Origin of the sequence: Blautia sp. CAG:237 (assembly GCF_000436615.1) — a bacterium.
GTDB classification, from domain to species: domain Bacteria; phylum Bacillota; class Clostridia; order Lachnospirales; family Lachnospiraceae; genus Blautia_A; species Blautia_A intestinihominis.
Map to the genome: position 1 here is coordinate 25,769 of NZ_FR886760.1, position 21,404 is coordinate 47,172.

The window sequence follows — 21,404 nt, forward strand, 5'->3', positions numbered from 1 at the left end:
CACAAACCAGATCTTGCACAAAAAGACCGACCTGCAAGCCGGGTCGGTCTTCTTATTTAATAGATGATGATCGGATAGCCACCATCGATCGTATTGTAGATCAGAGCTGCCTGGTCTTCAGGGAGGTTGATGCAGCCGTGGCTGCCGGCGCCGGATTTGTAGCGGTTTCCTCCGAAGGAAGACTGCCAGGATGCGTCGTGAAGTCCCTGACCGTATACGAACGGCATCCAGTAGTTTACTTTGACATTGTAGCCATATTCTTCGCTTGATAATTCAAACGGACTTGCCTTGTATGCGATCGGCCATGCACCACGGTAGGTCTCTCTGCCTTTGGTCGGAGCACCGCTTACGATGTCGGTTTCTGTCACAAGCGCACCGTCTTTGTAAAGCCACAGATGCTGGTTATCCAGGCTGACTTCTATGTAGCTGCCCGCCAGGTCGTCGGTCCCGTTGCGCTGCATTCCCTGAATGCTGTATACCGGATCTCTGGAAACTGCGGTGCCGCTCTTTAAGTCCTCGAGAAGCTGTGCAAGTTCTCCGTCCTGGTCGATCTGGAAGCCGTATTCATTTCCTGAGATCGTCACATCATTTCCATAGGAAGTATGGAAAGTTCTCGGTACATAGATCGTATTATAGGTATTCGCAAGATTCTGGATATATGCCTTCGCTGCTTCCTGGTCAATTCCGATATTTTCTCCGTCGATCGTGATCCAGGAATTAATGGTCTGGGAATCCAGGACTTCTGTACTCTCTCCAAATGTATAGGTAACTGTTGTACTTCTGTATTTGTCAAGCTGGTCATTCAGGCTGGTCAGCTTGTTCTGCATCTCCTCATCTGCGGAAACATCCGGGAGCTGATAACATTCTGTACCCATCGTAATATCTGCTTCTGCATCAAGAAGTGCAGAAGTAAAATCCGCATCCAGTGTCTGATCCACAAAGCTCATCAGACGGCTTTCATCAATCTCATCGCCCTGTACCTCACTGGTAATCGTAAATTCTTTCTTTGCGTCATCATACTGGATCGATGCATTTGTAGAAGAGGTACGTTCCCTGTCACCAAAATGGTCTGCTGTCAGTGCACTCTTTTCCTGCTCGGCATCCTTGTTGACTTTGTAAGAGATATTTACATTCTCCTGTTCTGCAAAGATCTTGCGGTTTGCCTCTCTCTTCTTCTGAAGTTCTGTAAGCTGCGTCGTAAGGTCATTTTCATCCAGGCTGTAACCCAGATCTTTCAGAGTCAGACTGTAGACATCCGCTCCGTTTTCCTTAAAAATGATCTTCTTATCCTGGAATGTAGTCAGGATCTTCTGCTTTGCATCCTCCACACCCAGCTTCGACACATCCAGTCCATAGATCGTGATCTTGCGCCCCAGTGTATTCGTATCTGCCACATGGATATAGGCAAAAAATCCCACTACCAGTGCCACTACTGCACCAACGCATACTCCCAAGATGATCTTCAGTGTCTTTTTGCTGATCTTTTTTTCTTCACTCATTGTCTCATTCCCCCGGCCTTATGTATTTCAGCTTATGTAAAAATCTTCCTTTTTATTATAGCGGTGGACCATAAATCCCCTGTAACCGCTATTTACCTTATTTTATACCAGATTGCGATTCTGTTTTCCATTTATTTTTGCAAAATCTGTGGAATTTTTTTTCTTGTTGCCCTATACTGATGCCAGATAAAAAAACAAACTGGAGAAACTAACCATATGGACAGAATTTTAACATATACCATCACCCCGCAGGAGGACGGCATGCAGGTACTTGAATTCCTGCGGTCAAAAGGGTTTTCCCGGCACATCCTGACTTCCATGAAGCCGGATAAAGAAGCACTTCTCGTAAACGGAATGCGCGCCGGGGGACGAAGCATTCTCAAAGAAGGAGACCATTTCCGGGTGCGCGTCATGGAAACAGGCAGCATGGAAGGGATCGTTCCTGCTCCCCTGCCCCTTGATATTCTTTATGAAGATGAAGACATCCTTGTCTTAAATAAACCGGCTGATATGCCTGTGCATCCTTCGATCGGAAATTATACAAACACCCTCGCCAATGCTGCAGCATTCTATTTCCAGCAAAAAAACGAACTCTGCCCGTTCCGCTGCATCAACCGGCTGGACCGTGATACCTCCGGTTCACTGATCCTTGCAAAAAACGCGCTCAGCGCCGCGATCCTTTCCGCACAGATGCGAAACCGTGAGATCCGCCGCACCTATCTGGCAGTTGTCTGCGGTGTCACCCCTCCATCCGGGACAGTCTCTGCCCCGATCGGACGTGTTTCCGATTCCGTGATCCAGCGGCAGGTCGATCCGGAACATGGAGAATCCGCTGTCACACATTATGAACGGCTCGCTGTCCGAAATGATCATTCCCTCCTGGAGATCCATCTGGAAACAGGACGCACCCACCAGATCCGGGTGCATATGGGATACATCGGACATCCACTCCCGGCAGATTATCTCTACCATCCGGTCTATGACCATTTCAAAAGACAGCCTCTGCATTCTTTCCAGCTTAATTTCCGGCATCCGCTGACCGGCAAAAACCTCTGCTTCACTGCCCCCGTCCCAAAAGACATGGCACAGGCATTCTGAAAAATTTTTTCGCAACAAAAAAATCACTTCCTCTGCTGTTTCACACAGTCAAAAGAAGTGATTTTATAGTTACTGATTTTTATTATTTGTTCTTGTCGTAAATGATCTGAAGTCCCTTGAGGAGCAGGTCTCCATCCCAGATCATCTCTCTTTTGCAGTGAGGAATAATCTTTTTGGACATTCCACCGGTTGCGATCACGGTGACTTTCTGTCCAAGTTCTTCTTCGATCCTGTCCACGATACCGTCCACCGCAGCTGCGTTTCCATAAAGGATCCCGCTCTTCATGCAGTCTACCGTATTTCTTCCAATGAGCCGTTTCGGCTCTTCAATACTGATCCCGCTCAGCTGTGATGCTCTGGAAGTCAGCGCATCCAGAGAGATCCGTACACCCGGAAGAATCATTCCGCCGATATAGCGTTTCTTATCATCCAGAACAGAAATCGTAGTCGCTGTTCCCATATCCACGATGACCAGCGGTACCGGATACTGTGCCAGCGCCGCAACTGCGTCTGCCACACGGTCTGCTCCCATCTCTCCCGGATTATCCAGAACAATATTCAGTCCTGTCTTGACTCCTGGTCCCAGGACCATCGGTTCTTTTTTGAGGATCTTCTCGACCGCAAGCTTCGCTGCATTGGTGATCTGCGGAACTACGGAAGAAATGATCGCACCCTCGATCTCAGAACGTTTGATGTGATGGATGTCAAGGATCGTCTTGAGGTCGATCGCATACTCCAGTTCTGTCTTGGTGTGGTTCGTGGAAATCCTCTCTATAAAGTAAATCTTCTCTTCTTCGATACAGCCAACTACAATGTTGGTGTTTCCGATATCAATGGCTAAAATCATATATTCTCATTCCTGTCTATATGCTTTTTATGCGGCAGTGTCAGGTTTTGCAATCTGAGATGCCGGAATCAGATGAGCCTTGGAAAGTGCGGTTCCTACAGCTGCTGTGATGATTGTTGAAGAAACCATCTCACTGATTGCATTAACACCTACCATCATACAGCATCCAATGATCACATTTCTTCCACCCATAAGATTCTGGATCACTTCTGTGTTTCCGAACATTACAACCAGTGCGGTCATAAAGAACAGAGTATTCAGGAATGCGGAAAAGAATCCGGTTACTGCACAGGATGCATATACATTTGTTTTCTTTCTCATTCCTCTGTAGATGAAACCGATAAGTAATCCATCAAGAATACGAGGTACAAAACACTGAACTGCACTCAAGAATGGATTGATCTGAAACAGGGCTGCTCCCAGTGCGCTGGTACCGCCGATTCCCATTGCCTGTAAGAAACTGGTCAGTCCAAAAACGGCTCCGGCTACGGCTCCGCCTGTCGGTCCGAGAACGACCGCGCAGATTGCGACCGGAATGACATTAAAGGTGACTGCCAGAGGTCCTATGTTCAGATATCCAAGTGGTGTGTACGCCATCAGAAAAAGGATTCCTGACATCAGACCAAGAATGGTGAGCTGTGATGTGGTAAATTTGTTACTTTTCATGTTTTTCCTCCTTGTTATCGTTCCCTCCATGGGGATACAATACGGTGCGGAACTGCGGGTATGTGATTTTATTTACCCGCCTCCTGGTGAACGGGTTACTGTTCCCTTTCTTTCATGATAGAAAGGATCTTATCCAGAATGACGTTGGCTGCATCCTCCTTGCTCATAAGCTGGAGTGATACGTCCTCATCCTGTGTAATCAGGGTCAGCACATTGGTATCACCCTGGAAACCGGCGCCTGCAACCTTGAGGTTGTTCGCTGCCACCATATCCAGATGTTTCTTACCAAGCTTCGCCCTGGAATTACCGATCATGTTCTGAGTCTCCATGGAAAATCCACAGAGGAACTGCTGCGGAGTACGATGTTCTCCCAGGTATTTGAGAATATCGTCCGTTTTTTTCAGTTCAATACTCATTTCTTTGTCCTGCTTCTTGACCTTCTCATCAAAAACCTGCTTCGGGCGGTAGTCTGCCACGGCTGCTGCCTTGATGATGATGTCCTGCTCTGCACTTACGAAAGTCACCGCATCAAACATATCCTTCGCGGTCACGACCGGTACCACCTTTACAAAAGGCGGCGGCGTGATGCTGCATGGTCCGCTGACCAGAGTGACATCTGCGCCACGGAGCATAGCTGCTTTTGCCAGTGCATAGCCCATCTTGCCGGAAGAATGGTTGGTGATGTAGCGCACCGGATCAATGGATTCCTGGGTAGGTCCGGCTGTGACCAGAACCTTCTTTCCCTCAAGATCCTTCTCCGCTGCGATCTCCCTCAAGATGTAAGAAAGCAGTGTTTCCGGCTCCGGCATCTTACCGGCTCCGGTGTCCCCGCAGGCAAGGTAGCCGCTCGCTGGCTGGATCACTTCGTATCCATAATGCTCAAGCGTCTTAAGATTATCCTGCAGGATCGGATTTTCAAACATATTTGTATTCATGGCAGGGGAAATGAATTTCTTACATTTGCATGCCATGATCGTTGTTGTCAGCATATCATCTGCGATCCCATGTGCAAGTTTGCCGATCACATTGGCACTGGCAGGTGCGATCATGACTACGTCTGCCTTTTTTGCAATGGAAACATGTTCTACCTGGAACTGAAAATTTCTGTCAAAGGTATCTACCAGACATTTCGTTCCGGTAAGCGATTCAAATGTAATCGGTGTGATAAAATTGGTTGCATTCTTCGTCATCAGCACATGGACCTCTGCGTGAAGTTTCTTCAGTGCACTTGCAAGATATGCGATTTTGTATGCCGCAATGCTTCCGGTCACTCCCAGAAGAACGGTTTTACCCTTTAACATAAGATTTTCCTTCCTTTTACGAGTTTTTCACAGTTTTCATGTCTGTTACATTATAACAGCCCCAGCGACAATTGCAATGAATTTTTGCTGTGTTTCTTTTTTTGTACTCGTTTTCATGTTAGATTTTTATTATAATGGGAGTAATGAATAAGAAAGGACTAAGATTTTTATGAAAAATTATCAGATCACACAATGGTGTGCGCGTTTTATAAAAGAACAGGTTGCTCCGGGCGATCTCTGTATTGATGCAACGATGGGAAACGGAAATGATACACTGCTTCTGAGTACGCTCTGCGGCGAAAAGGGCAGAGTACTTGCTTTTGATATTCAGGAACAGGCATTAAAAAGTACAAAAGAGCACCTCATCAGCGAAGGTGCACCAGACAACTATACTCTGCTTCTGGAATCCCATACGCAAATGAAAACGCATGCCCAGGAAAATTCTGTAAGCTGCATCACCTTCAATCTCGGCTACCTTCCCGGTGGGGATCACGCCAAAGCGACAAAAGGTGACACCAGCATTGAGGCTCTGACCCAGGGGCTTTCCCTTCTCAGAAAAGGCGGCCTGATCTCACTTTGTATTTACAGCGGCGGCGATTCCGGATTTGAGGAGCGGGACGCGGTACTTGCATGGCTTGCCTCCCTCGACCCGCATAAATATCTTGTCATCCGGAGCGACTACTATAACCGCCCGAACAATCCTCCGATTCCGGTTCTGATCATAAAACTGTAAAACGATCAGTCTTTGATCTGGATGCTCTCGATCACCGGCTGCTCGTCTGCCTTGATCGTTCCGTTGTCATCTGTAGGTTTTGCATCCTTACAGATCTGGTCTACGACATCCATTCCCTCTGTCACATGACCGAATGCTGCATAGTCGCCATCCAGGAAGGTACTGTCAGACTGTACGATGAAGAACTGGGAGCTTGCGCTGTCCGGGTCTGAAGATCTCGCCATGGAGATGGTTCCTCTTACGTGAGAAATATCATTCTTCACACCGTTACTGGAGAATTCTCCCTTGATCGTCTCATCTGCGCCGCCAGTTCCATCGCCCTTCGGGTCACCACCCTGCATCATAAAACCGTCTATGATACGCCAGAAAGTCAGTCCGTCATAGAAACCGTCCTGTGCAAGCTTCACGAAGTTTGTCACTGTGATCGGGGCTGTGTCTGCATCCAGTTCTACCTCGATGCTTCCGTAATCCTTGATAGCAATTCCTGCATGATGGATTCCTGTCAGTTCCTTGCTGGTATCCAGGGTTGTTTCCCCGTCTGTACCGTCACTGAAACCGTCTGCCTCTGCTTCTTCTTCGCTTACCGGTTCCTGTGTCACTTCTTTATCTGAAGAAGTCTCTTCTTTTGTATCTTCTGTTTTTGCAGTATCAGCTGTCTTTGTGCTTCCACAGCCGGTAAGGGTGCCTGCTGTAAGGACAACTGCGAAAACTGCCGCCAAAACTCTGGATTTCATAATAAAATTCCTCCTCTTCTGACATTACTTTCATAACTTTGTCTTGTGCAACAGTTTAACATCACGAAGAAGTAAAGTCAATGCCGGGGATTTTTCTCCAACTACTTGTAAGCATGTCAAAGCTCTGTTACAATAAGGATTAACGACTTTATATCAAAATACAGAAAGGAATAACACCTATGAAAAAAATAGCCAGCTTTACCATAGACCATATCAAACTCCAGCCGGGAATCTATGTTTCCCGCAAGGATTATCTCGGAGATCAGGTCATCACTACTTTTGATATCCGCATGACTTCCCCGAACGAGGAGCCTGTCATGAACACTGCCGAGCTTCACGCAATGGAACATCTCGCAGCTACTTTTCTCCGCAATCACGCTGAATTCGGAAGCAAGATCATCTACTGGGGACCGATGGGATGCCGTACCGGAAACTATCTTCTCCTTGCAGGCGATTACGAATCCAAGGATATCGTGCCGCTCATGACAGAGATGTTTGAATTTATCCGTGATTTTGAAGGCGAGATCCCGGGAGCTTCTGCCAAAGACTGTGGAAACTACCTCGACATGAACCTCGGCATGGCAAAATATCTTGCCGATAAATATCTCCGCGAAGTTCTCTACGATATCAAACCGGATCGTCTTGTTTATCCGGAGTAAGTCATTTTCTTTCGTATCATAAATGCCAAATAAAAAACGCTGTGCTTCTTTTCAGAAAAATTTCTTTTAAAGAAGTTCAGCGTTTTTCTTTGAAGTATTTCGTTCTTTTTACTGAGCTGTAGTCTGTGCAGCAGCACCTGCCGGAGCGGTTGTGGAAACATACTGTGCATTGACGTAACCTGTCTGACCATTAACCGTTACTTCGATCCACTGTCCGTCCTCGCTGACACCTGTACTTGTCAGTTCCTGACCAACAGTTGTTCCTGTGATCATCTCTGCCTCTGTACTGCAGTCAGAGCGGACATTTACGCCCTCCACAACATAATAGGTAGCATTCTGCTTTATGATATTCACACCGCTTGCTGTCTGTGCGACTTCCTGCGCCGGAGTCGGGGTTGCCTCTGGAACTTCCGGAGTCGGAGTTGCTTCCGGTGTAGGAGTAGCGGTCGGAGTCGGAGTCGCTTCAATCACAGTCACAGTAGAGTCTTCTCCTCCTGTGCTGTAACCACATCCGGATGCAAACACAGCCAGACCAGCCAGCACGATCAGTAATCTGGATTTCTTCATTAAAAATAATCCTCCTTTATAGCATACAATGTTACTGTTCACTTCATTCACAGTAACCATATGACCACTATACCCCATATACAGTATCTATTGCAAGACTTTTTTGTAATCCCCGCGGTCTGTCACGATCTGGCAGCCGATCAGTTCCATGCGCCGGCTGAGGCAGAAACGGCATTCTGCTGCCTCATCTCCGGTGCAGATTTTTCCGTCATAGAGCATGTATTTCTTTCGCACAGAAACAGGAGAAAGATTCGGCATCACGACATTTGCGCCGGATTTTACGCCGAGTTCACGTCCCTTCGGACAGATCGTTCCCAGTGCTGTAGTTGCCGGAAGGAGCACATTCGGAAGCATCAGACGAAGGAGTGCCAGATAAAAAAGCGTGTCTTCAAGTGTTCCGCTCTTTTCATCATGGAAAGGAGTATCCTGATGTGCAATGAACGGTCCGATCCCGACCATCTCCGGATCCAGTTCTTTGAGGAACAGGAAATCCTCTACCAGATCATCGATGGTCTGGTAAGGAGAACCCACCATAAAGCCTGCACCTGTCTGATAGCCCAGTTTTTTGAGGGTGCGAAGACAGTTTTTGCGGTTTTCGCAGGACATTTCTTCTGGATGGAGTTTGCGGTAATGCTCTTCACGCGCGGTCTCATGCCGCAGAAGATAGCGGTCTGCACCGGCTTCTTTGTAGGCACGGTAGCTTTCTTCGGATTTCTCCCCGATGGAAAGTGTCAGGGCACAGTCCGGATAGACTTCTTTGATCTTACGGATCAGAGCTGTCAGCTTCTCATCTGTATAATATCCGTCTTCTCCTCCCTGAAGGACAAAAGTACGGAATCCCAGTTCATAGCCTTCTTTGCAGCAGGCAAGGATATCTTCTTCTGTCAGGCGGTAACGCTGGGCATTTCGGTTGCTCCGGCGGATTCCACAGTAATAGCAGTCATTTTTGCAGTAGTTGGTAAACTCGATCAGTCCACGTACATAGATCTGGTTTCCATAGACCTGCTGCCGCACCTGGTCTGCCAGTTCCCGTGCATACAGATCTGTTTCTTCTGAACGGTCTGTCAGAAGTGTCCGGAATTCTTCTGCTGACAGGATCTGCTCCTGATGCAGTTTGTCGATCAGTTTTTTCATAATATTTTCTCCCCGTATGCAGCCCTTAAAGCTGTTTTTTACCTCTGGCGATGTATTTGCCGAGTTTTTCTTTTACAAGCTTACCCTCCTCGACTGCAAGGTTTCCGCGGAGGAAAACTTTGTCGATGCCGCACTCAAGTTTGAAGCCCTCGAACGGGTTATTGTCTGTATTGTATGCATGAGTCGCTGCGGAGATCACGCTTTCTTTTGCCGGATCAAGCACTACGATATCTGCGTCGCTTCCTGCTGTGATCGCGCCTTTGTTTGGATATACACCGTACAGTTTGGCCGGGTTTTCACAGAGGACTTTGCACATCTGTTCCTGGGTGATCTTTCCGGTCTTAACTCCATAAGTATAGAGAAGAGTTCCTCTTGTCTGTACACCCGGAAGTCCTCCCGGGATCTTGGTGAAGTCATCTTTTCCGAGGGCTTTCTGTGCCAGAGTAAAGCTGCACTGGTCTGTTGCCACCGTCTGGATCTCCTCGTCTGCCAGAGCTTTCCACAGGCAGTCCTGATCTTCTTTCTTGCGGATCGGCGGTGCACATACATAAACAGCACCTCCAAAGTCCGGCTTGGAGTATACGCTGTCTTCCAGAAGGAGATACTGCGGGCAGGTCTCTGCATAGACTTCCTGTCCATTTTTCCTTGCGTTCATAACCTCTTCGTAAGCTTTCTTGTTGGTCAGGTGAACGACCATGACTGGTGCATTGGCTTCTTTGGCGATCACGAGAAGACGGTGGACAGCCTCTGCTTCCATGGTATCTGGTCTTACGAGTGGATGATTTTCCGGTCCGAGGCGTCCTTCTTTCTTTGCTTCAGAGATCAGGGCATCGATCACGCCCGCATTTTCACAGTGAACTCCGGCGAAGCAGCCGCATTCCCCAAGTTTCTTGAGAATCTTGTACATATCGCAGTCATTTACGATCATTGCCGGATAAGTCATGTAAAGTTTGAAGCTGGTGATTCCATGGTCGATCATATCCTGCACTTCTGCCTCTGTCTCATCGTTCCATTCTACGATAGACATATGGAAAGAATAATCGCAGGAGCATTTACCATCGGCTTTTTTGTGCCATTTATCGAGACCTTCTTTCAGTGTATGACCGCCTTTGTCCTGTGATGCATAATCAATGACAAGTGTCGTTCCGCCGAGAAGTGCAGCCCTTGTTCCTGTCTCAAAGTCATCTGCTGTGACAGTCCCTGCCACTTCCAGGTCAAAATGTGTATGACCGTCGATAAATCCCGGAAACAGAAGCTTTCCTTCGACATCGATCACTTCTGCATCGCCTGCTTCAAGGTCCTTTCCTACGTTTACGATCTTTTCTCCATCCACCAGGACATCGAGTTTCTCAGATTTTTCTCCGGATACTACCGTTCCGTTTTTGAGTAAATATTTCATAGTATACCCTCCTTTGTCATTCATAAGCTGATGTACCCCTGCACTTTTTCTGACGAATCCCTCATCAGAACCTACTTATTACAACAAATATATCACCAATTTGCCCCCTCAGCAACCACTATCTGATTCCTTTATACAATAATATTTAGGTATGGCAAAAAAAACTTTATATTAAAAAAAAATTGTGATATAGTATTTATAATACCAAAATTTTAAAAAGAGGAGGAAGAACAATGGGACGACTTACTGTACTCAAACAGATCGCGCGGGATCTGGCTTTTCAGTTTGGTCCGGAATGTGAGATTGTGATACATGACCTTAAAACAAACGATCCGGAACATTCCATCGTCCATATTGAAAACGGACATGTGACAGGCCGCGGAATCGGAGATGGACCTTCCAATGCCGTTTTTGATGTGATCCGTCACAACAACAAGAAAAAGAAACCTGAGCAGGAAGAAGAATTAAAGGATCACGCCGGTTATCTGATGAAAACTGCCGATGGCAAGATCCTGAAATGCAGCACTTCCTATATCAGAGATGATGACGGAAGCCTTCATTATGTATTCGGCATCAACTATGATATCACCAAGCTGACCATGATCGAAAGCGCACTCCACTCTCTGATCACACCGGTCAACAAGGAAGAAAAGCCAAAGGAGATCACACACAGTGTCAACGATCTACTGGATCATCTGATCGAGGAATCTGTTGCTCTGGTTGGCAAACCGGTCGCACTTATGAATAAAGAGGACAAGGTCACTGCGATCCAGTTTCTCAATGATTCCGGTGCTTTCCTCATCACCAAGTCCGGGGATAAAGTTGCCAATTATTTCGGCATTTCCAAGTACACCCTGTACAGCTATATTGATGTAAACAAATAAAAAAAGCCTGTAATGTCTGCCACATTTCATGACAGCATTACAGGTTTTTTGTTTACTGCGTCTGCTGGTTCAGAAGTCGTTTGATCACATCGATCGTTTCTTTGATACCATAGTTTGCGCTGTTGATGCAGAGGTCGTAGTTCTCTGGTTTTCCCCACTTCTCTCCGGTGTAGAATTCGTAGTATTTACGGTGCTGTTTATCCATTTTCTTGAGGAAGCGCACTGCCTGTTTCATATCCATATTACGGACATCCATGACATGCTGTGTACGCACCTGAAGCGGAGCGCTGATAAAAATGCTAATGTGCGGGATGTGATTATTCTTGAGGATCGCATCTGCACAGCGTCCCATGATCAAACAGTCCTCTGTCCGGGCGAGTTCGCAGATCAGGTCACTCATATTGAAGAAAACTGCGTCCTGCTTGTTCAGTCCGTGATAACGGTTCAGCTCTTTGAGCTTCGTCCGGAAACTTTCATGTGATTTCTTTCCGTATTTGTTGAATTCGGTAAAGTTTTCTTTATCCTGTACATCGCCCTTCTCTGCTTCAAGGCGTTTCAGTACCTGATCAAAAATCTCCACATCATAATAGTTAATATGAAGATTATCTGCAAGCTCGAATCCGATATCATTTCCCGCACTTCCCTGTGTACGGCTGATACAGATCACGAGATGGTCATTCTCGGAAATTTTTTCCCTTCTCGCTGCAAGGTTCAGTGCCACACGTTCAGCATCAATGATATCTGTGGAACCGAACATATTCGGAAGCTGCTCGATCTCCTTAAGAATCTCATCATACTCTGTCATCAACCGACTTCTTTCGCTCTCATCCTTGATGGTACGTGCCATGTTGCTGATCAGGGCAAGTTCGCTTCGGAGCAGATGTCCATCCGGCTTCGTGTACATCATCATGCTTAAGGTACGGATCGTTGTATCACGGTTTCCGGTAAAGGTACGTCCAAGAGAAGAACCAAGGACTCTGTAGACTTCACCGTCCAGGTCGTAGATACGGTTTGCAAGTTTTGTATAAATTTCTTTGTTGATTTTATCTGACATTCTTCCCCCTCCTTACATAAAGAACACAAGCATGTCCAGAATAAATACCGGAACAAGGAATACCAGTGACCACAGGATGTATCCGAAGAAGGACGGCATGTTGACACCGTTCTCGTCAGAAATGGACTTGACCATAAAGTTCGGTGCATTTCCGATATAAGTGTTCGCGCCCATGAATACCGCACCACAGGAAATTGCAGAAAGCAGTTTCACCGGCACAGTGCCAAGCGTCGTTGCGATTCCGCTGGTAAAACCAAGTGTTCCTGCCGTTGTGAGAAATACAAGGTAAGTCGGCGTATTGTCCAGAAAACTGGACAGTGCACCGGTCGCCCAGAACATTTCCAGAGGTTTGGTGATACCAAGATTCGGTCCGACTGCCTTAAGGAGCATCAGTGCCGGCTGCATGGTGATAAAGATACCGATAAACAGTACAGCAACCTCCTGTATCGCACCCCAGGTAAAATGGTTTCTCCTGCGCACACTCTTGTCTGTTGTCTTGAAAGATAAGAACGCTGCCAGAAGGATCAGCACGATCTCGATCAGTGCCGGGAAGGTCAGAGTTACTTCACCCAGAAGGTGAATTCCCTTAACTGCCCCTTCTGCATCCTGGAAAGCAGAAAGTCCCGGAAGTACACCACTCAGGATAACTGCTGCCACGATCATAATAAGGAAAATAATGTTGTGAAGTCCGTCAATATGGAATTCTGTACCCGGCTTGCTGATATCCGGTTTACGGCCCTGTGCGATATCCTTGCGGTATGCAAGTTTGTCTACATGATAGAACACAAACAGCATGATCACCATGTTAAAGAGCAGTACCGGGAGCAGATGCAGGCTCCAGAAGAACGGAACACCTCGCATAAAGCCCATCAGAAGCGGCGGATCTCCGATCGGAGTCAGGCAGCCGCCCATGTTGGATACCATGAAGATAAAGAATACCATGATATGGCTTTTTCTTTTTCTCCAGGAGTTCATCTTGATCACCGGACGGACCATCAGCATACTGGCACCTGTTGTTCCGATACAGCTGGATAACAGTGTACCGAATGCCAGAAGGCAGACGTTAACTCGTGGAGAACCTGCAAAATCGCCCTCCATGGTAATGTTACCGGATACACAGAACAGTCCAAAAAGGAGAATAATAAAAGTAAGATAGTCATTTATGATACAGTCAAGCACTGTCTCAGCGGCATCACCCACACCATAAACGACTGCAAAAGGAACTACCATCAGTATGATCCACATAAGTACCACATGCGGCTGATGTGCTTCCCACCACTCTGCTTTAATAAGCGGCATGATCGCAATGCAGAGCAGAAGTCCCGCAAAAGGAATGCAGAGCCAGATCGGCACCGATGCTGTTGTTTCCCCGCCGGCAGCCCATACACCTGTCGGCCAGGCAAGCAGCATCGTCAGCAGCATTCCCAAAAATGTTACTAATTTCTTCAAAGCTGTCGCCCCCTCGTTTAAGTTTTTAACCAGTTGCAATTATAACATAAGCACTTCAAAATACAATTGCACTTTTCTTCAATAAATTTGCACATCTCCTATATCTTTTTGTGCATTTTCCCTATATATTGTATTTTTGCCTGTACATTGTCAAAATTCTGACAATATTTTATCATTTTTGTTGTTTCTTTTTGTTATATTTTTAACATTTAATTTATTTTTTGCATAATTATGAGCGCAAAAAAAAGCAGCTTCTTTATTTCGCTGCTTTTTTTGTCCTTTTTAATAATCACTGCTCGACCCGGAAAAGCTCTCTCCGCCGCTGGAAAAACTTCCGGAACTGCCGTCATTCTTGTCATCATTCTTTGGCTTGGCAGTCTGGGATATCGTACTGTACAGAAACAGATCTCTCTTCTCCTTAAGTTCCAAACCTCCATCTGCAGTATAAGCATTTGCATTTGCCTGCTGCATTCTTGTCTTCATCTTGCGCATCTGCATCCAGGTCATAAATCCCGTTGGGATCGCCATCACCAGGAAACATAGCAGCAGATCGACTGCAAATGTTCCCGCAAAAGAACCTTCTCTGATATCCATCGGGCGTACTTTCTTACCCTCGCAGATCCGGTCAAGGCCGGTCCGAAGGTCTGTGATCAGCGACTGATAGCCTCTCACCGGATCATCTGCCTTGAGATATTCCTTGCACTTGTCGAGCATTTCTTCCTGGACATTTGAAGGAAAATCATCCTGCGTGTCCCCGCGGAAGACGATCGTGATATTTCTGGCATCCGGCTGATGGAAAATACACATTCCCTCATAAGTGTCGCCGTATCCGATATCATTTTCCTGCATAAATTCTGCCGCATATTTCCGGTAATCCTGGTCTTCCCCGATATCCGGCGAGATCAGAAGCACGGCATCATAACCATACTCCTCATAAATATCCCCCAGTTCCTGATCCAGCTGTGCCTGCTCTGTCTCATCCAGGAGTCCATAATCGTCAAATACCCAAGAGATCTCTTCCGTGCCTGCCGCATCGTTCTCAGAGGATGCCGGCACAGAAAGTGGCATCAGAAGTCCCAGTCCAAGACACAGCATCGTTCCTTTTAATATCCACCCTGATCTGTTCATCTATATCACCCCCAGAAGACGCAGAGCCGTAACTACTGCTGTCGCTGCAATGGTCAGCGGGATATGACGTTTGAACCAGTATTTGACTGCCAGATCCTTCGCCACAGGAGGATCCCCGATCAGATGTCCCGTCTGTCCATTCATCGCAAAAGAATAATTTTTGCCATTCCATTTCGTATTCAGGAACCAGACCGGAAACAAGGCGTATCTGACCTTGCCTTTCCCGGTCACTGTGACCTTCTCCTGCTTTGGAGTTACCGTTGCATATCCATGGACAGTCCTCTCAAAACTGTCCTTCACACTCCTCTCCATGCGCTCATAAACACGTTCTGTGAGGGCATCCGGCTCCTGGTCGTATTTGTCTGCCATATAACCGGAAAGATAGGAAAAGTTAAATTCTGTCAGATCCTTGTAATCATACGGCTCAATTGCCTCCATCGTGGTATCGTCAATAGCTTTCGAGCCATCGACAGGGATCTTTTCAAATTTCATGCTGCCTGAGCGCACAACATGATAAAATTTCGTCTCTGTATACCGGTAATCAGAATCTTCCCAGAAACGGTTTCTGGTGGCCTCATAGCGGAAACGCCCTGCCGCATCCAGATCAAATAACCAGAACGGGACATAAACCGCCTTGATCTCTTCGAGATGGTTCTGGTCTTTGAACACCTTTGGAAGCAGTGGTTTCCCTTCGTAGTGTTTCTTAAGTGCCTCAACTGCTTCTTTTTTGGATTTCTGAAACGGAATGATATAATCCGGACGATAGCTGTCCACAAACTGCTCCGGCATGATCATTGGATTGTCGCAATAAGGACACACAGTCGCACCTGTCGTCTTTTCTGCAAGGATCTCCGCGCCGCAGGACGGGCAGCTCCAGACAGCCATATTGGATTTCTCGTCTGACTGCCACTGCTCCGGCTCAAATCCTTCCCAGTGATCCCCCTTAACTTCCTTTACTTCTTCCGCCTGCTCTGCGATCTTATCCAGTTCATCCAGAGAATAGGTACTTCCACAGTACTCACATTTCATCTTCTGTGACTTGCTGTCAAAAGTAAGACCGGCTGAACAGTTGGGGCACTTGTAGTTCAAAGTATCTGCCATCGCATCTGCCCCCTTCCTCCTATGGTCTCGGTTTGCCGCATTCCTGGCAGAATTTACCCGTATTTACAGTTCCACAGCTGCAGGTCCATGGTCCCGCCGGACGCGGACTTCCACACTCAGAGCAGAATTTACCGGTATTTACTGCACCGCAGGCACAGGTCCATTCTGTCTTTGGTGCTGTCTGGGAAGGCTGCTGGTACTGTGGCTGCATCTGCGGTGTCGCCTGCTGCTGTCCCATCGCAAATAAATTCTGTGCATTCGCTCCACCGACATTTGCCGCCATGTTCATTGCCGCAAATGCCATCGCAGGTCCCGTCTTCTGATTGGAAGCTGCTGACTGCATCGCACTCGCCTGTGCACCCACCATCTGGGCTGCCGCCATCGTAGGATTGCGGAAAACAGCATTCCTCTGCAGTTCCTTGATCATGGCTTCGTCTTCCTCAGAGGCCTTTACACTGGATACACCGAGAGACACGATACGGATGCCGCGAAGATTATCCCATTTATCGGACAGAACCTTATTTAACACATCTGAAAGTTCCTGTGTATGTCCCGGAAGTGCACTGTAGCGGATCCCCATCTCTGAGATCCTGGCAAAAGCCGGCTGCAGGGCTGTCATCAGTTCGCTCTTGAGCTGTCCATCGATCTCATCTCTCGTATAATCCTGCTCCACATTTCCGCAGACATTTGTATAGAAGAGAACCGGATTGGCGATCTGATAGCTGTATTCGCCAAAACACTTGATCGTGATGTCCATATCCAGCCCGATATTCATATCCACCACACGGAACGGAACCGGATTCGGTGTGCCATATTTATTACCGACAAGTTCCTTGGTATTTACAAAATATACTCTCTGATCCTTCGGCGGCTCTCCTCCAAAGGTAAAACGTTTGCCGATCTGCTGGAATGCTTCCTTCACGCCCTTTCCAAGCCCTCCGCAGAAAATAGATGGCTCCGAGGAGGTGTCATATGTATACTCTCCTGGCTCTGCACATACATCCACGACCTTTCCCTGCTCTACGATCAGCATGCACTGTCCGTCACTGACTGCAATCACAGAACCATTGGAGATGATATTCTCAGAACCGTGTCTGTTTGATGACCTTCCGGATACTTTCTTGTGTGCCTTGGTGACCAGCACATCTGCCGGCATGGATTCACAGTAAAAATATTCCTTCCACTGGTCCGCCAGAACACCGCCTGCTGAACCAAGAGCTGCTTTAATAAGTCCCATAAAAAATCCTCCTCTTTCTTGTTTTACCTTAAATAGTTTCTTGTCATCTTATTCGACTGTTTCAGGCTGTTTTTCAGAAAAGCTTGTGGATAAACAGACCGCTTCTCAGTTTCGGCTCAAACCAGGTGGATTTCGGCGGCATCAGTTTGCCTTCATCCGCGATCTGCATCAGATCCTCCATTACTGTCGGATACATGGCAAAAGCCACTCCGCCTGTTCTGTCCGCGATCTCTGCCAGTTCTTTAAGTTTGTGGCTTCCTCCTACGAAACGGATCCTCTGATCTGTCCGCGGATCTCCGATCCCCAGGATCGGAGAAAGAACCTTCTCCTGAAGGATGGAGACATCAAGCTGTCCTACTACATCCTTCTTCACATAGACATCCTCCCAGGCTTTGAGATGATACCAGTTTCCTCCGACATACATTCCCATGCAGTGCTTCTCAACCGGTTTGCACGGGAATCCCGGCATGATCATCAGCTCAAAGTTAAATTTGAGGCTGGCAATAAACGCATGCTCATCCATTCCATTCAGATCGCGTACCACTCTGTTATAAGAAAGGATCGTAAGCTGGTCATACGGAAAGACAACAGAAAGGAAATAATTAAATTCCTCACTTCCATCGTAATCCGGGTGTTCCTCTCTCCTCTTGAGTCCTACTTTGACTGCAGAGGCAGCTCTGTGGTGTCCATCTGCAATATATATATACGGAATATTTCCAAACTGTTCTGCGATCACTTTCTTCTCTGCTTCCCCGTCGATCACCCACACGCGGTGTCCGATCTCATCCTCTGCCACAAAATCATAAACGGCATCATGGGATGCTTTCCAGGTTTCCATCAGATCAAGAAGTTCCTGTGGGTACTTGCAGGCAAGATAGATCGGACCTGTGTTTGCATCACATACATCCACATGATGGATACGATCCTGCTCCTTATCCTCTCTGGTAAGCTCATGTTTCTTGACAACGCCATTCATATAGTCATCAATAGAGCAGCAGCCGACCAGACCGGTCTGCGTTTTACCCTTGCGGGTCAGCTCATAGATGTAATAACACGGTGCTCCGTCCTGAACCAAAATTCCATTCTTCTCCATATTGATGAGGTTTTCACGTGCACGGTCATAGACTTTCTGATCGTAAAGATCCGTATCTGCCGGAAGGTCCATCTCTGCACGATCCACATGCAGGAAAGAATCCGGATTCTGATCTCCGATCTCCTTTGCCTCCTCCCTCGTCACTACATCATATGGAAGTGCCGCTACTGCCTCTGCCTTGTCAGGAACGGGTCTGAGGGCACGGAATGCCTGAAAAATAGCCATTTTTATATCTCCTTTGCACTTTCATTTTTCTTATGTAAAATGTATTTTTATTTTATCACATCCCCCAGTACGTTGCAATGAACATCACTTTTTTTATTATGTGCTAACTTTTTTTGTAAAAACCTAAAAAATTTTGTATTTCCTCTTGCAAAATCTTTTATTTATGGTATGATAGAGATATAAAAGACAAGCAATAATTATGAGTTCAAAATAAATTTTTTAAGGAGGGTTTTTATAATGACGGAAGGTTTAAAATGGACTGTCAATCACGTTGCAAAGTCTGACGACAAACATCTCGAGTTAATGTCAGAGGAAAACGTGAAAAAAGCCAATGAATTTCACAAAAGTTTCCCACAGTATACAGTAACTCCTCTTCAGGATCTTGCTGAACTGGCATCCTACCTGGGTGTTAAGAGCATCCACTGCAAGGATGAATCCTATCGTTTCGGACTGAACGCTTTTAAGGTTCTTGGCGGTTCCTACGCAATGGGACGTTACATAGCTAAAGAAGTTGGTAAGGATATCAGCGAACTTCCATATGCTGTTCTCTCTTCCGAGGAATTAAGAAAAGAATTCGGACAGGCTACCTTCTTCACAGCAACAGACGGAAACCACGGACGTGGAGTTGCATGGGCTGCCAAACGTCTTGGACAGAAAGCAGTTGTTCGTATGCCAAAAGGCACAACCAAGACACGTTTTGACAACATCGCCAAAGAAGGCGCTACTGTTACCATCGAAGAAGTCAACTATGATGACTGCGTAAGAATGGCTGCAGCTGAGGCTGCCAAGACAGAGCACGGCATCATCGTTCAGGATACTGCATGGGATGGATACGAAGAGATCCCGTCATGGATCATGCAGGGTTACGGAACTATGGTCATGGAAGCTGACCAGCAGCTCAAAGAAGCCGGCATCGACCGCCCGACACACGTATTCGTTCAGGCAGGTGTTGGTTCTCTTGCAGGAGCAGTTGTTGGATACTTCGCTCACAAATACAAAGAAAACCCGCCGGTTATGGTTGTCTGCGAAGCAAGTGCTGCTGACTGCCTGTACCGTTCCGCTATGAAAGAATCCGGAGATCTTGTAAATGTAGGCGGCGACCTTCAGACGATCATGGCTGGTCTCGCATGCGGCGAAGCAAACACCATCGGATGGGATATCTTAAGGAACCATGTTTCTGTATTTGCATCCTGCCCTGACTGGATGAGTGCCAAGGCAACAAGAATCTATGCTAACCCGCTCGGCAATGACCCGCACATCGTTTCCGGTGAATCCGGATCTGTTCCGCTTGGTCTGTGCTTCACTGCTCTTCACGACGAAGATGCAAAAGATCTCAAAGAAGCCCTGAAACTGGATGAGAACTCCAACGTTCTTGTAATCTCCACAGAGGGTGACACTGATCCGGTTCGTTACCGCGAGATCGTATGGGATGGTCTGTACGGAACAAACGAGTCTTTAAGCAAATGATGATACCAGGGTCAAAAATTTCAAATGATGTTCGTGCTTGCACGATAAAGCATTTGAATTTGGAACCCGCCAAACATGAGGAAGCAGCGATTTACATAGTAAATCAGCGAATTCCGAATGTTTGAAGGATTGTGGGAGCAGTTTACTGCGGAACAATCCGTAAGTATCATCAAATAATTAAGAACTTTAAAACAATTTCTATATACACATGGGAGGAATTTTAAAATGGATTACGGCAAAATCAAAGAAGCTGCTCAGAATTATCAGGAGGATATGACCAAATTCTTAAGAGCGATCGTTAAGAATCCTGGAGAAAGCTGCGATGAAAGAAAACATATTGAGACAATCGAAGCTGAAATGAAAAAACTGAACTTCGACGAAGTTACAATTGACCCGCAGGGTAACGTGATCGGTTACATGGGAACCGGCGACAAGATCATCGCTTTTGATGCTCATATCGACACTGTTGGTATCGGTAACATCGAAAACTGGAACTTTGATCCATACGAAGGATACGAAACAGAAGAAGAAATCGGTGGACGTGGCGTATCTGACCAGTGCGGCGGTCTCGTATCTGCTGTATACGGTGCAAAAATCATGAAAGACATGGATCTGATCCCGGAAGGATGCAAGATCATGGTAGTCGGAACTGTTCAGGAAGAAGACTGTGACGGTCTCTGCTGGCAGTACATCATCAACGAAGACAAGATCCGTCCGGAATTCGTAGTTTCCACAGAGCCGACAGACGGTGGTATCTACAGAGGACAGCGTGGACGTATGGAGATCCGTATCGATGTGAAAGGTGTTTCCTGCCATGGTTCTGCTCCGGAACGTGGTGACAACGCTATCTACAAAATGGCTGACATCCTTCAGGATGTACGTTCCCTCAACGAGAACGATGACGCTGATGAGACAGAAATCAAAGGTCTTGTTAAAATGCTCAACCCGAAATTCAACCCTGACTGGGAAGAGGCTCGTTTCCTTGGACGCGGTACTGTAACTGTATCCCAGATCTTCTACACCTCTCCTAGCCGTTGTGCAGTAGCTGACTCCTGTGCAGTATCTCTTGACCGTCGTATGACATTCGGAGAAACATGGGAAAGCTGCCTGGATGAAATCCGTGCTCTTC

At 46.8% G+C, this 21,404-nt stretch carries 20 protein-coding genes; 6 read left to right on the forward strand and 14 right to left on the reverse strand.

Annotated elements, in window-relative coordinates; genetic code table 11:
* Positions 1-56 precede the first annotated feature (56 nt).
* A complete protein-coding gene (locus tag QZL69_RS11020) occupies positions 57-1,499 on the reverse strand; it encodes a L,D-transpeptidase family protein (protein WP_022215259.1) in 1,443 nt (480 codons plus the stop codon).
* 216 nt (positions 1,500-1,715) lie between these two features.
* Here QZL69_RS11020 and QZL69_RS11025 point away from each other — a divergent pair, with 216 nt between their 5' ends.
* On the forward strand, positions 1,716-2,597 hold the full coding sequence (locus QZL69_RS11025; RefSeq protein WP_022215260.1) for an RluA family pseudouridine synthase: 882 nt from the start codon (positions 1,716-1,718) through the stop codon (positions 2,595-2,597).
* 82 nt (positions 2,598-2,679) lie between these two features.
* Here the strand turns inward: QZL69_RS11025 and QZL69_RS11030 are convergent, their stop codons facing one another.
* From QZL69_RS11030 to coaBC, 3 genes are all read right to left on the reverse strand, one after another.
* The gene (locus tag QZL69_RS11030; protein WP_022215261.1) at positions 2,680-3,444 is read right to left on the reverse strand and encodes a type III pantothenate kinase; all 765 of its coding nucleotides are present in this window, start codon (positions 3,442-3,444) and stop codon (positions 2,680-2,682) included.
* 27 nt (positions 3,445-3,471) lie between these two features.
* Complete coding sequence (locus QZL69_RS11035; protein ID WP_022215262.1) at positions 3,472-4,110, reverse strand: ECF transporter S component; 639 nt, start codon at positions 4,108-4,110, stop codon at positions 3,472-3,474.
* Positions 4,111-4,205: 95 nt separating this feature from the next.
* Positions 4,206-5,411 carry a bifunctional phosphopantothenoylcysteine decarboxylase/phosphopantothenate--cysteine ligase CoaBC gene (coaBC, locus tag QZL69_RS11040; RefSeq protein WP_022215263.1) on the reverse strand — a complete coding sequence of 402 codons (1,206 nt, stop codon included), beginning with the start codon at positions 5,409-5,411 and terminating at the stop codon, positions 4,206-4,208.
* 169 nt (positions 5,412-5,580) lie between these two features.
* Between coaBC and QZL69_RS11045 the strand changes: the two genes are divergently transcribed.
* Positions 5,581-6,144, forward strand: a complete 564-nt coding sequence (locus QZL69_RS11045) for a class I SAM-dependent methyltransferase (protein WP_022215264.1) — start codon at positions 5,581-5,583, stop codon at positions 6,142-6,144.
* A gap of 5 nt (positions 6,145-6,149) precedes the next feature.
* Here the strand turns inward: QZL69_RS11045 and QZL69_RS11050 are convergent, their stop codons facing one another.
* Complete coding sequence (locus QZL69_RS11050) at positions 6,150-6,878, reverse strand: peptidylprolyl isomerase (protein ID WP_022215265.1); 729 nt, start codon at positions 6,876-6,878, stop codon at positions 6,150-6,152.
* A gap of 179 nt (positions 6,879-7,057) precedes the next feature.
* Here QZL69_RS11050 and QZL69_RS11055 point away from each other — a divergent pair, with 179 nt between their 5' ends.
* A complete protein-coding gene (locus tag QZL69_RS11055) occupies positions 7,058-7,537 on the forward strand; it encodes an S-ribosylhomocysteine lyase (protein WP_022215266.1) in 480 nt (159 codons plus the stop codon).
* Between the two features lie 108 nt (positions 7,538-7,645).
* Here QZL69_RS11055 and QZL69_RS11060 read toward each other — a convergent pair whose 3' ends face one another.
* The 3 genes from QZL69_RS11060 to hydA form a co-directional block, all read right to left on the reverse strand.
* Positions 7,646-8,104, reverse strand: a complete 459-nt coding sequence (locus QZL69_RS11060; protein WP_022215267.1) for an SH3 domain-containing protein — start codon at positions 8,102-8,104, stop codon at positions 7,646-7,648.
* Positions 8,105-8,191: 87 nt separating this feature from the next.
* Complete coding sequence (hydE, locus tag QZL69_RS11065) at positions 8,192-9,238, reverse strand: [FeFe] hydrogenase H-cluster radical SAM maturase HydE (RefSeq protein ID WP_022215268.1); 1,047 nt, start codon at positions 9,236-9,238, stop codon at positions 8,192-8,194.
* 25 nt (positions 9,239-9,263) lie between these two features.
* Positions 9,264-10,637, reverse strand: a complete 1,374-nt coding sequence (gene hydA, locus QZL69_RS11070; RefSeq protein ID WP_022215269.1) for a dihydropyrimidinase — start codon at positions 10,635-10,637, stop codon at positions 9,264-9,266.
* Positions 10,638-10,870: 233 nt separating this feature from the next.
* On the opposite strand from hydA, the gene QZL69_RS11075 reads away from it, so the two are divergent.
* Entirely contained in the window at positions 10,871-11,521 is a 651-nt protein-coding gene (locus tag QZL69_RS11075) for a helix-turn-helix transcriptional regulator (protein ID WP_022215270.1), read from the forward strand.
* A 52-nt stretch (positions 11,522-11,573) separates the two neighbouring features.
* On the opposite strand, the gene QZL69_RS11080 is transcribed toward QZL69_RS11075, so the two are convergent.
* From QZL69_RS11080 to QZL69_RS11105, 6 genes are all read right to left on the reverse strand, one after another.
* Complete coding sequence (locus tag QZL69_RS11080; protein ID WP_022215271.1) at positions 11,574-12,575, reverse strand: AAA family ATPase; 1,002 nt, start codon at positions 12,573-12,575, stop codon at positions 11,574-11,576.
* 12 nt (positions 12,576-12,587) lie between these two features.
* The gene (locus QZL69_RS11085) at positions 12,588-13,985 is read right to left on the reverse strand and encodes a sodium:proton antiporter (RefSeq protein WP_420314292.1); all 1,398 of its coding nucleotides are present in this window, start codon (positions 13,983-13,985) and stop codon (positions 12,588-12,590) included.
* Positions 13,986-14,306: 321 nt separating this feature from the next.
* Positions 14,307-15,152 carry a TPM domain-containing protein gene (locus tag QZL69_RS11090; protein WP_291519443.1) on the reverse strand — a complete coding sequence of 282 codons (846 nt, stop codon included), beginning with the start codon at positions 15,150-15,152 and terminating at the stop codon, positions 14,307-14,309.
* Positions 15,153-16,253, reverse strand: a complete 1,101-nt coding sequence (locus QZL69_RS11095) for a hypothetical protein (protein ID WP_022215274.1) — start codon at positions 16,251-16,253, stop codon at positions 15,153-15,155.
* Between the two features lie 19 nt (positions 16,254-16,272).
* The gene (locus tag QZL69_RS11100) at positions 16,273-17,490 is read right to left on the reverse strand and encodes an SPFH domain-containing protein (protein WP_022215275.1); all 1,218 of its coding nucleotides are present in this window, start codon (positions 17,488-17,490) and stop codon (positions 16,273-16,275) included.
* Positions 17,491-17,563: 73 nt separating this feature from the next.
* Positions 17,564-18,808 carry a DUF1015 domain-containing protein gene (locus tag QZL69_RS11105; protein ID WP_022215276.1) on the reverse strand — a complete coding sequence of 415 codons (1,245 nt, stop codon included), beginning with the start codon at positions 18,806-18,808 and terminating at the stop codon, positions 17,564-17,566.
* 237 nt (positions 18,809-19,045) lie between these two features.
* On the opposite strand from QZL69_RS11105, the gene dpaL reads away from it, so the two are divergent.
* Both dpaL and QZL69_RS11115 read left to right on the forward strand, forming a co-directional pair.
* Entirely contained in the window at positions 19,046-20,275 is a 1,230-nt protein-coding gene (gene dpaL / locus QZL69_RS11110; RefSeq protein WP_022215277.1) for a diaminopropionate ammonia-lyase, read from the forward strand.
* 225 nt (positions 20,276-20,500) lie between these two features.
* Positions 20,501-21,404, forward strand: a 904-nt coding sequence (locus tag QZL69_RS11115) for a YgeY family selenium metabolism-linked hydrolase (RefSeq protein WP_291519444.1), incomplete at its 3' end; no start/stop codon positions are given.

Excerpts from the sequence above, each read along its gene's own strand:
- QZL69_RS11100 (WP_022215275.1), bottom strand. The coding sequence starts at position 17,490 with ATGGGACTTATTAAAGCAGCTCTTGGTTCAGCAGGCGGTGTTCTGGCG.
- QZL69_RS11085 (WP_420314292.1), bottom strand. The coding sequence starts at position 13,985 with ATGCTGCTTGCCTGGCCGACAGGTGTATGGGCTGCCGGCGGGGAAACA.
- QZL69_RS11090 (WP_291519443.1), bottom strand. The coding sequence starts at position 15,152 with ATGAACAGATCAGGGTGGATATTAAAAGGAACGATGCTGTGTCTTGGA.
- QZL69_RS11020 (WP_022215259.1), bottom strand. The coding sequence starts at position 1,499 with ATGAGTGAAGAAAAAAAGATCAGCAAAAAGACACTGAAGATCATCTTG.
- QZL69_RS11080 (WP_022215271.1), bottom strand. The coding sequence starts at position 12,575 with ATGTCAGATAAAATCAACAAAGAAATTTATACAAAACTTGCAAACCGT.
- QZL69_RS11075 (WP_022215270.1), top strand. The coding sequence starts at position 10,871 with ATGGGACGACTTACTGTACTCAAACAGATCGCGCGGGATCTGGCTTTT.
- QZL69_RS11105 (WP_022215276.1), bottom strand. The coding sequence starts at position 18,808 with ATGGCTATTTTTCAGGCATTCCGTGCCCTCAGACCCGTTCCTGACAAG.
- QZL69_RS11095 (WP_022215274.1), bottom strand. The coding sequence starts at position 16,253 with ATGGCAGATACTTTGAACTACAAGTGCCCCAACTGTTCAGCCGGTCTT.
- QZL69_RS11060 (WP_022215267.1), bottom strand. The coding sequence starts at position 8,104 with ATGAAGAAATCCAGATTACTGATCGTGCTGGCTGGTCTGGCTGTGTTT.
- QZL69_RS11030 (WP_022215261.1), bottom strand. The coding sequence starts at position 3,444 with ATGATTTTAGCCATTGATATCGGAAACACCAACATTGTAGTTGGCTGT.
- QZL69_RS11035 (WP_022215262.1), bottom strand. The coding sequence starts at position 4,110 with ATGAAAAGTAACAAATTTACCACATCACAGCTCACCATTCTTGGTCTG.
- hydA (WP_022215269.1), bottom strand. The coding sequence starts at position 10,637 with ATGAAATATTTACTCAAAAACGGAACGGTAGTATCCGGAGAAAAATCT.
- QZL69_RS11050 (WP_022215265.1), bottom strand. The coding sequence starts at position 6,878 with ATGAAATCCAGAGTTTTGGCGGCAGTTTTCGCAGTTGTCCTTACAGCA.
- hydE (WP_022215268.1), bottom strand. The coding sequence starts at position 9,238 with ATGAAAAAACTGATCGACAAACTGCATCAGGAGCAGATCCTGTCAGCA.
- coaBC (WP_022215263.1), bottom strand. The coding sequence starts at position 5,411 with ATGTTAAAGGGTAAAACCGTTCTTCTGGGAGTGACCGGAAGCATTGCG.
- dpaL (WP_022215277.1), top strand. The coding sequence starts at position 19,046 with ATGACGGAAGGTTTAAAATGGACTGTCAATCACGTTGCAAAGTCTGAC.
- QZL69_RS11055 (WP_022215266.1), top strand. The coding sequence starts at position 7,058 with ATGAAAAAAATAGCCAGCTTTACCATAGACCATATCAAACTCCAGCCG.
- QZL69_RS11025 (WP_022215260.1), top strand. The coding sequence starts at position 1,716 with ATGGACAGAATTTTAACATATACCATCACCCCGCAGGAGGACGGCATG.
- QZL69_RS11045 (WP_022215264.1), top strand. The coding sequence starts at position 5,581 with ATGAAAAATTATCAGATCACACAATGGTGTGCGCGTTTTATAAAAGAA.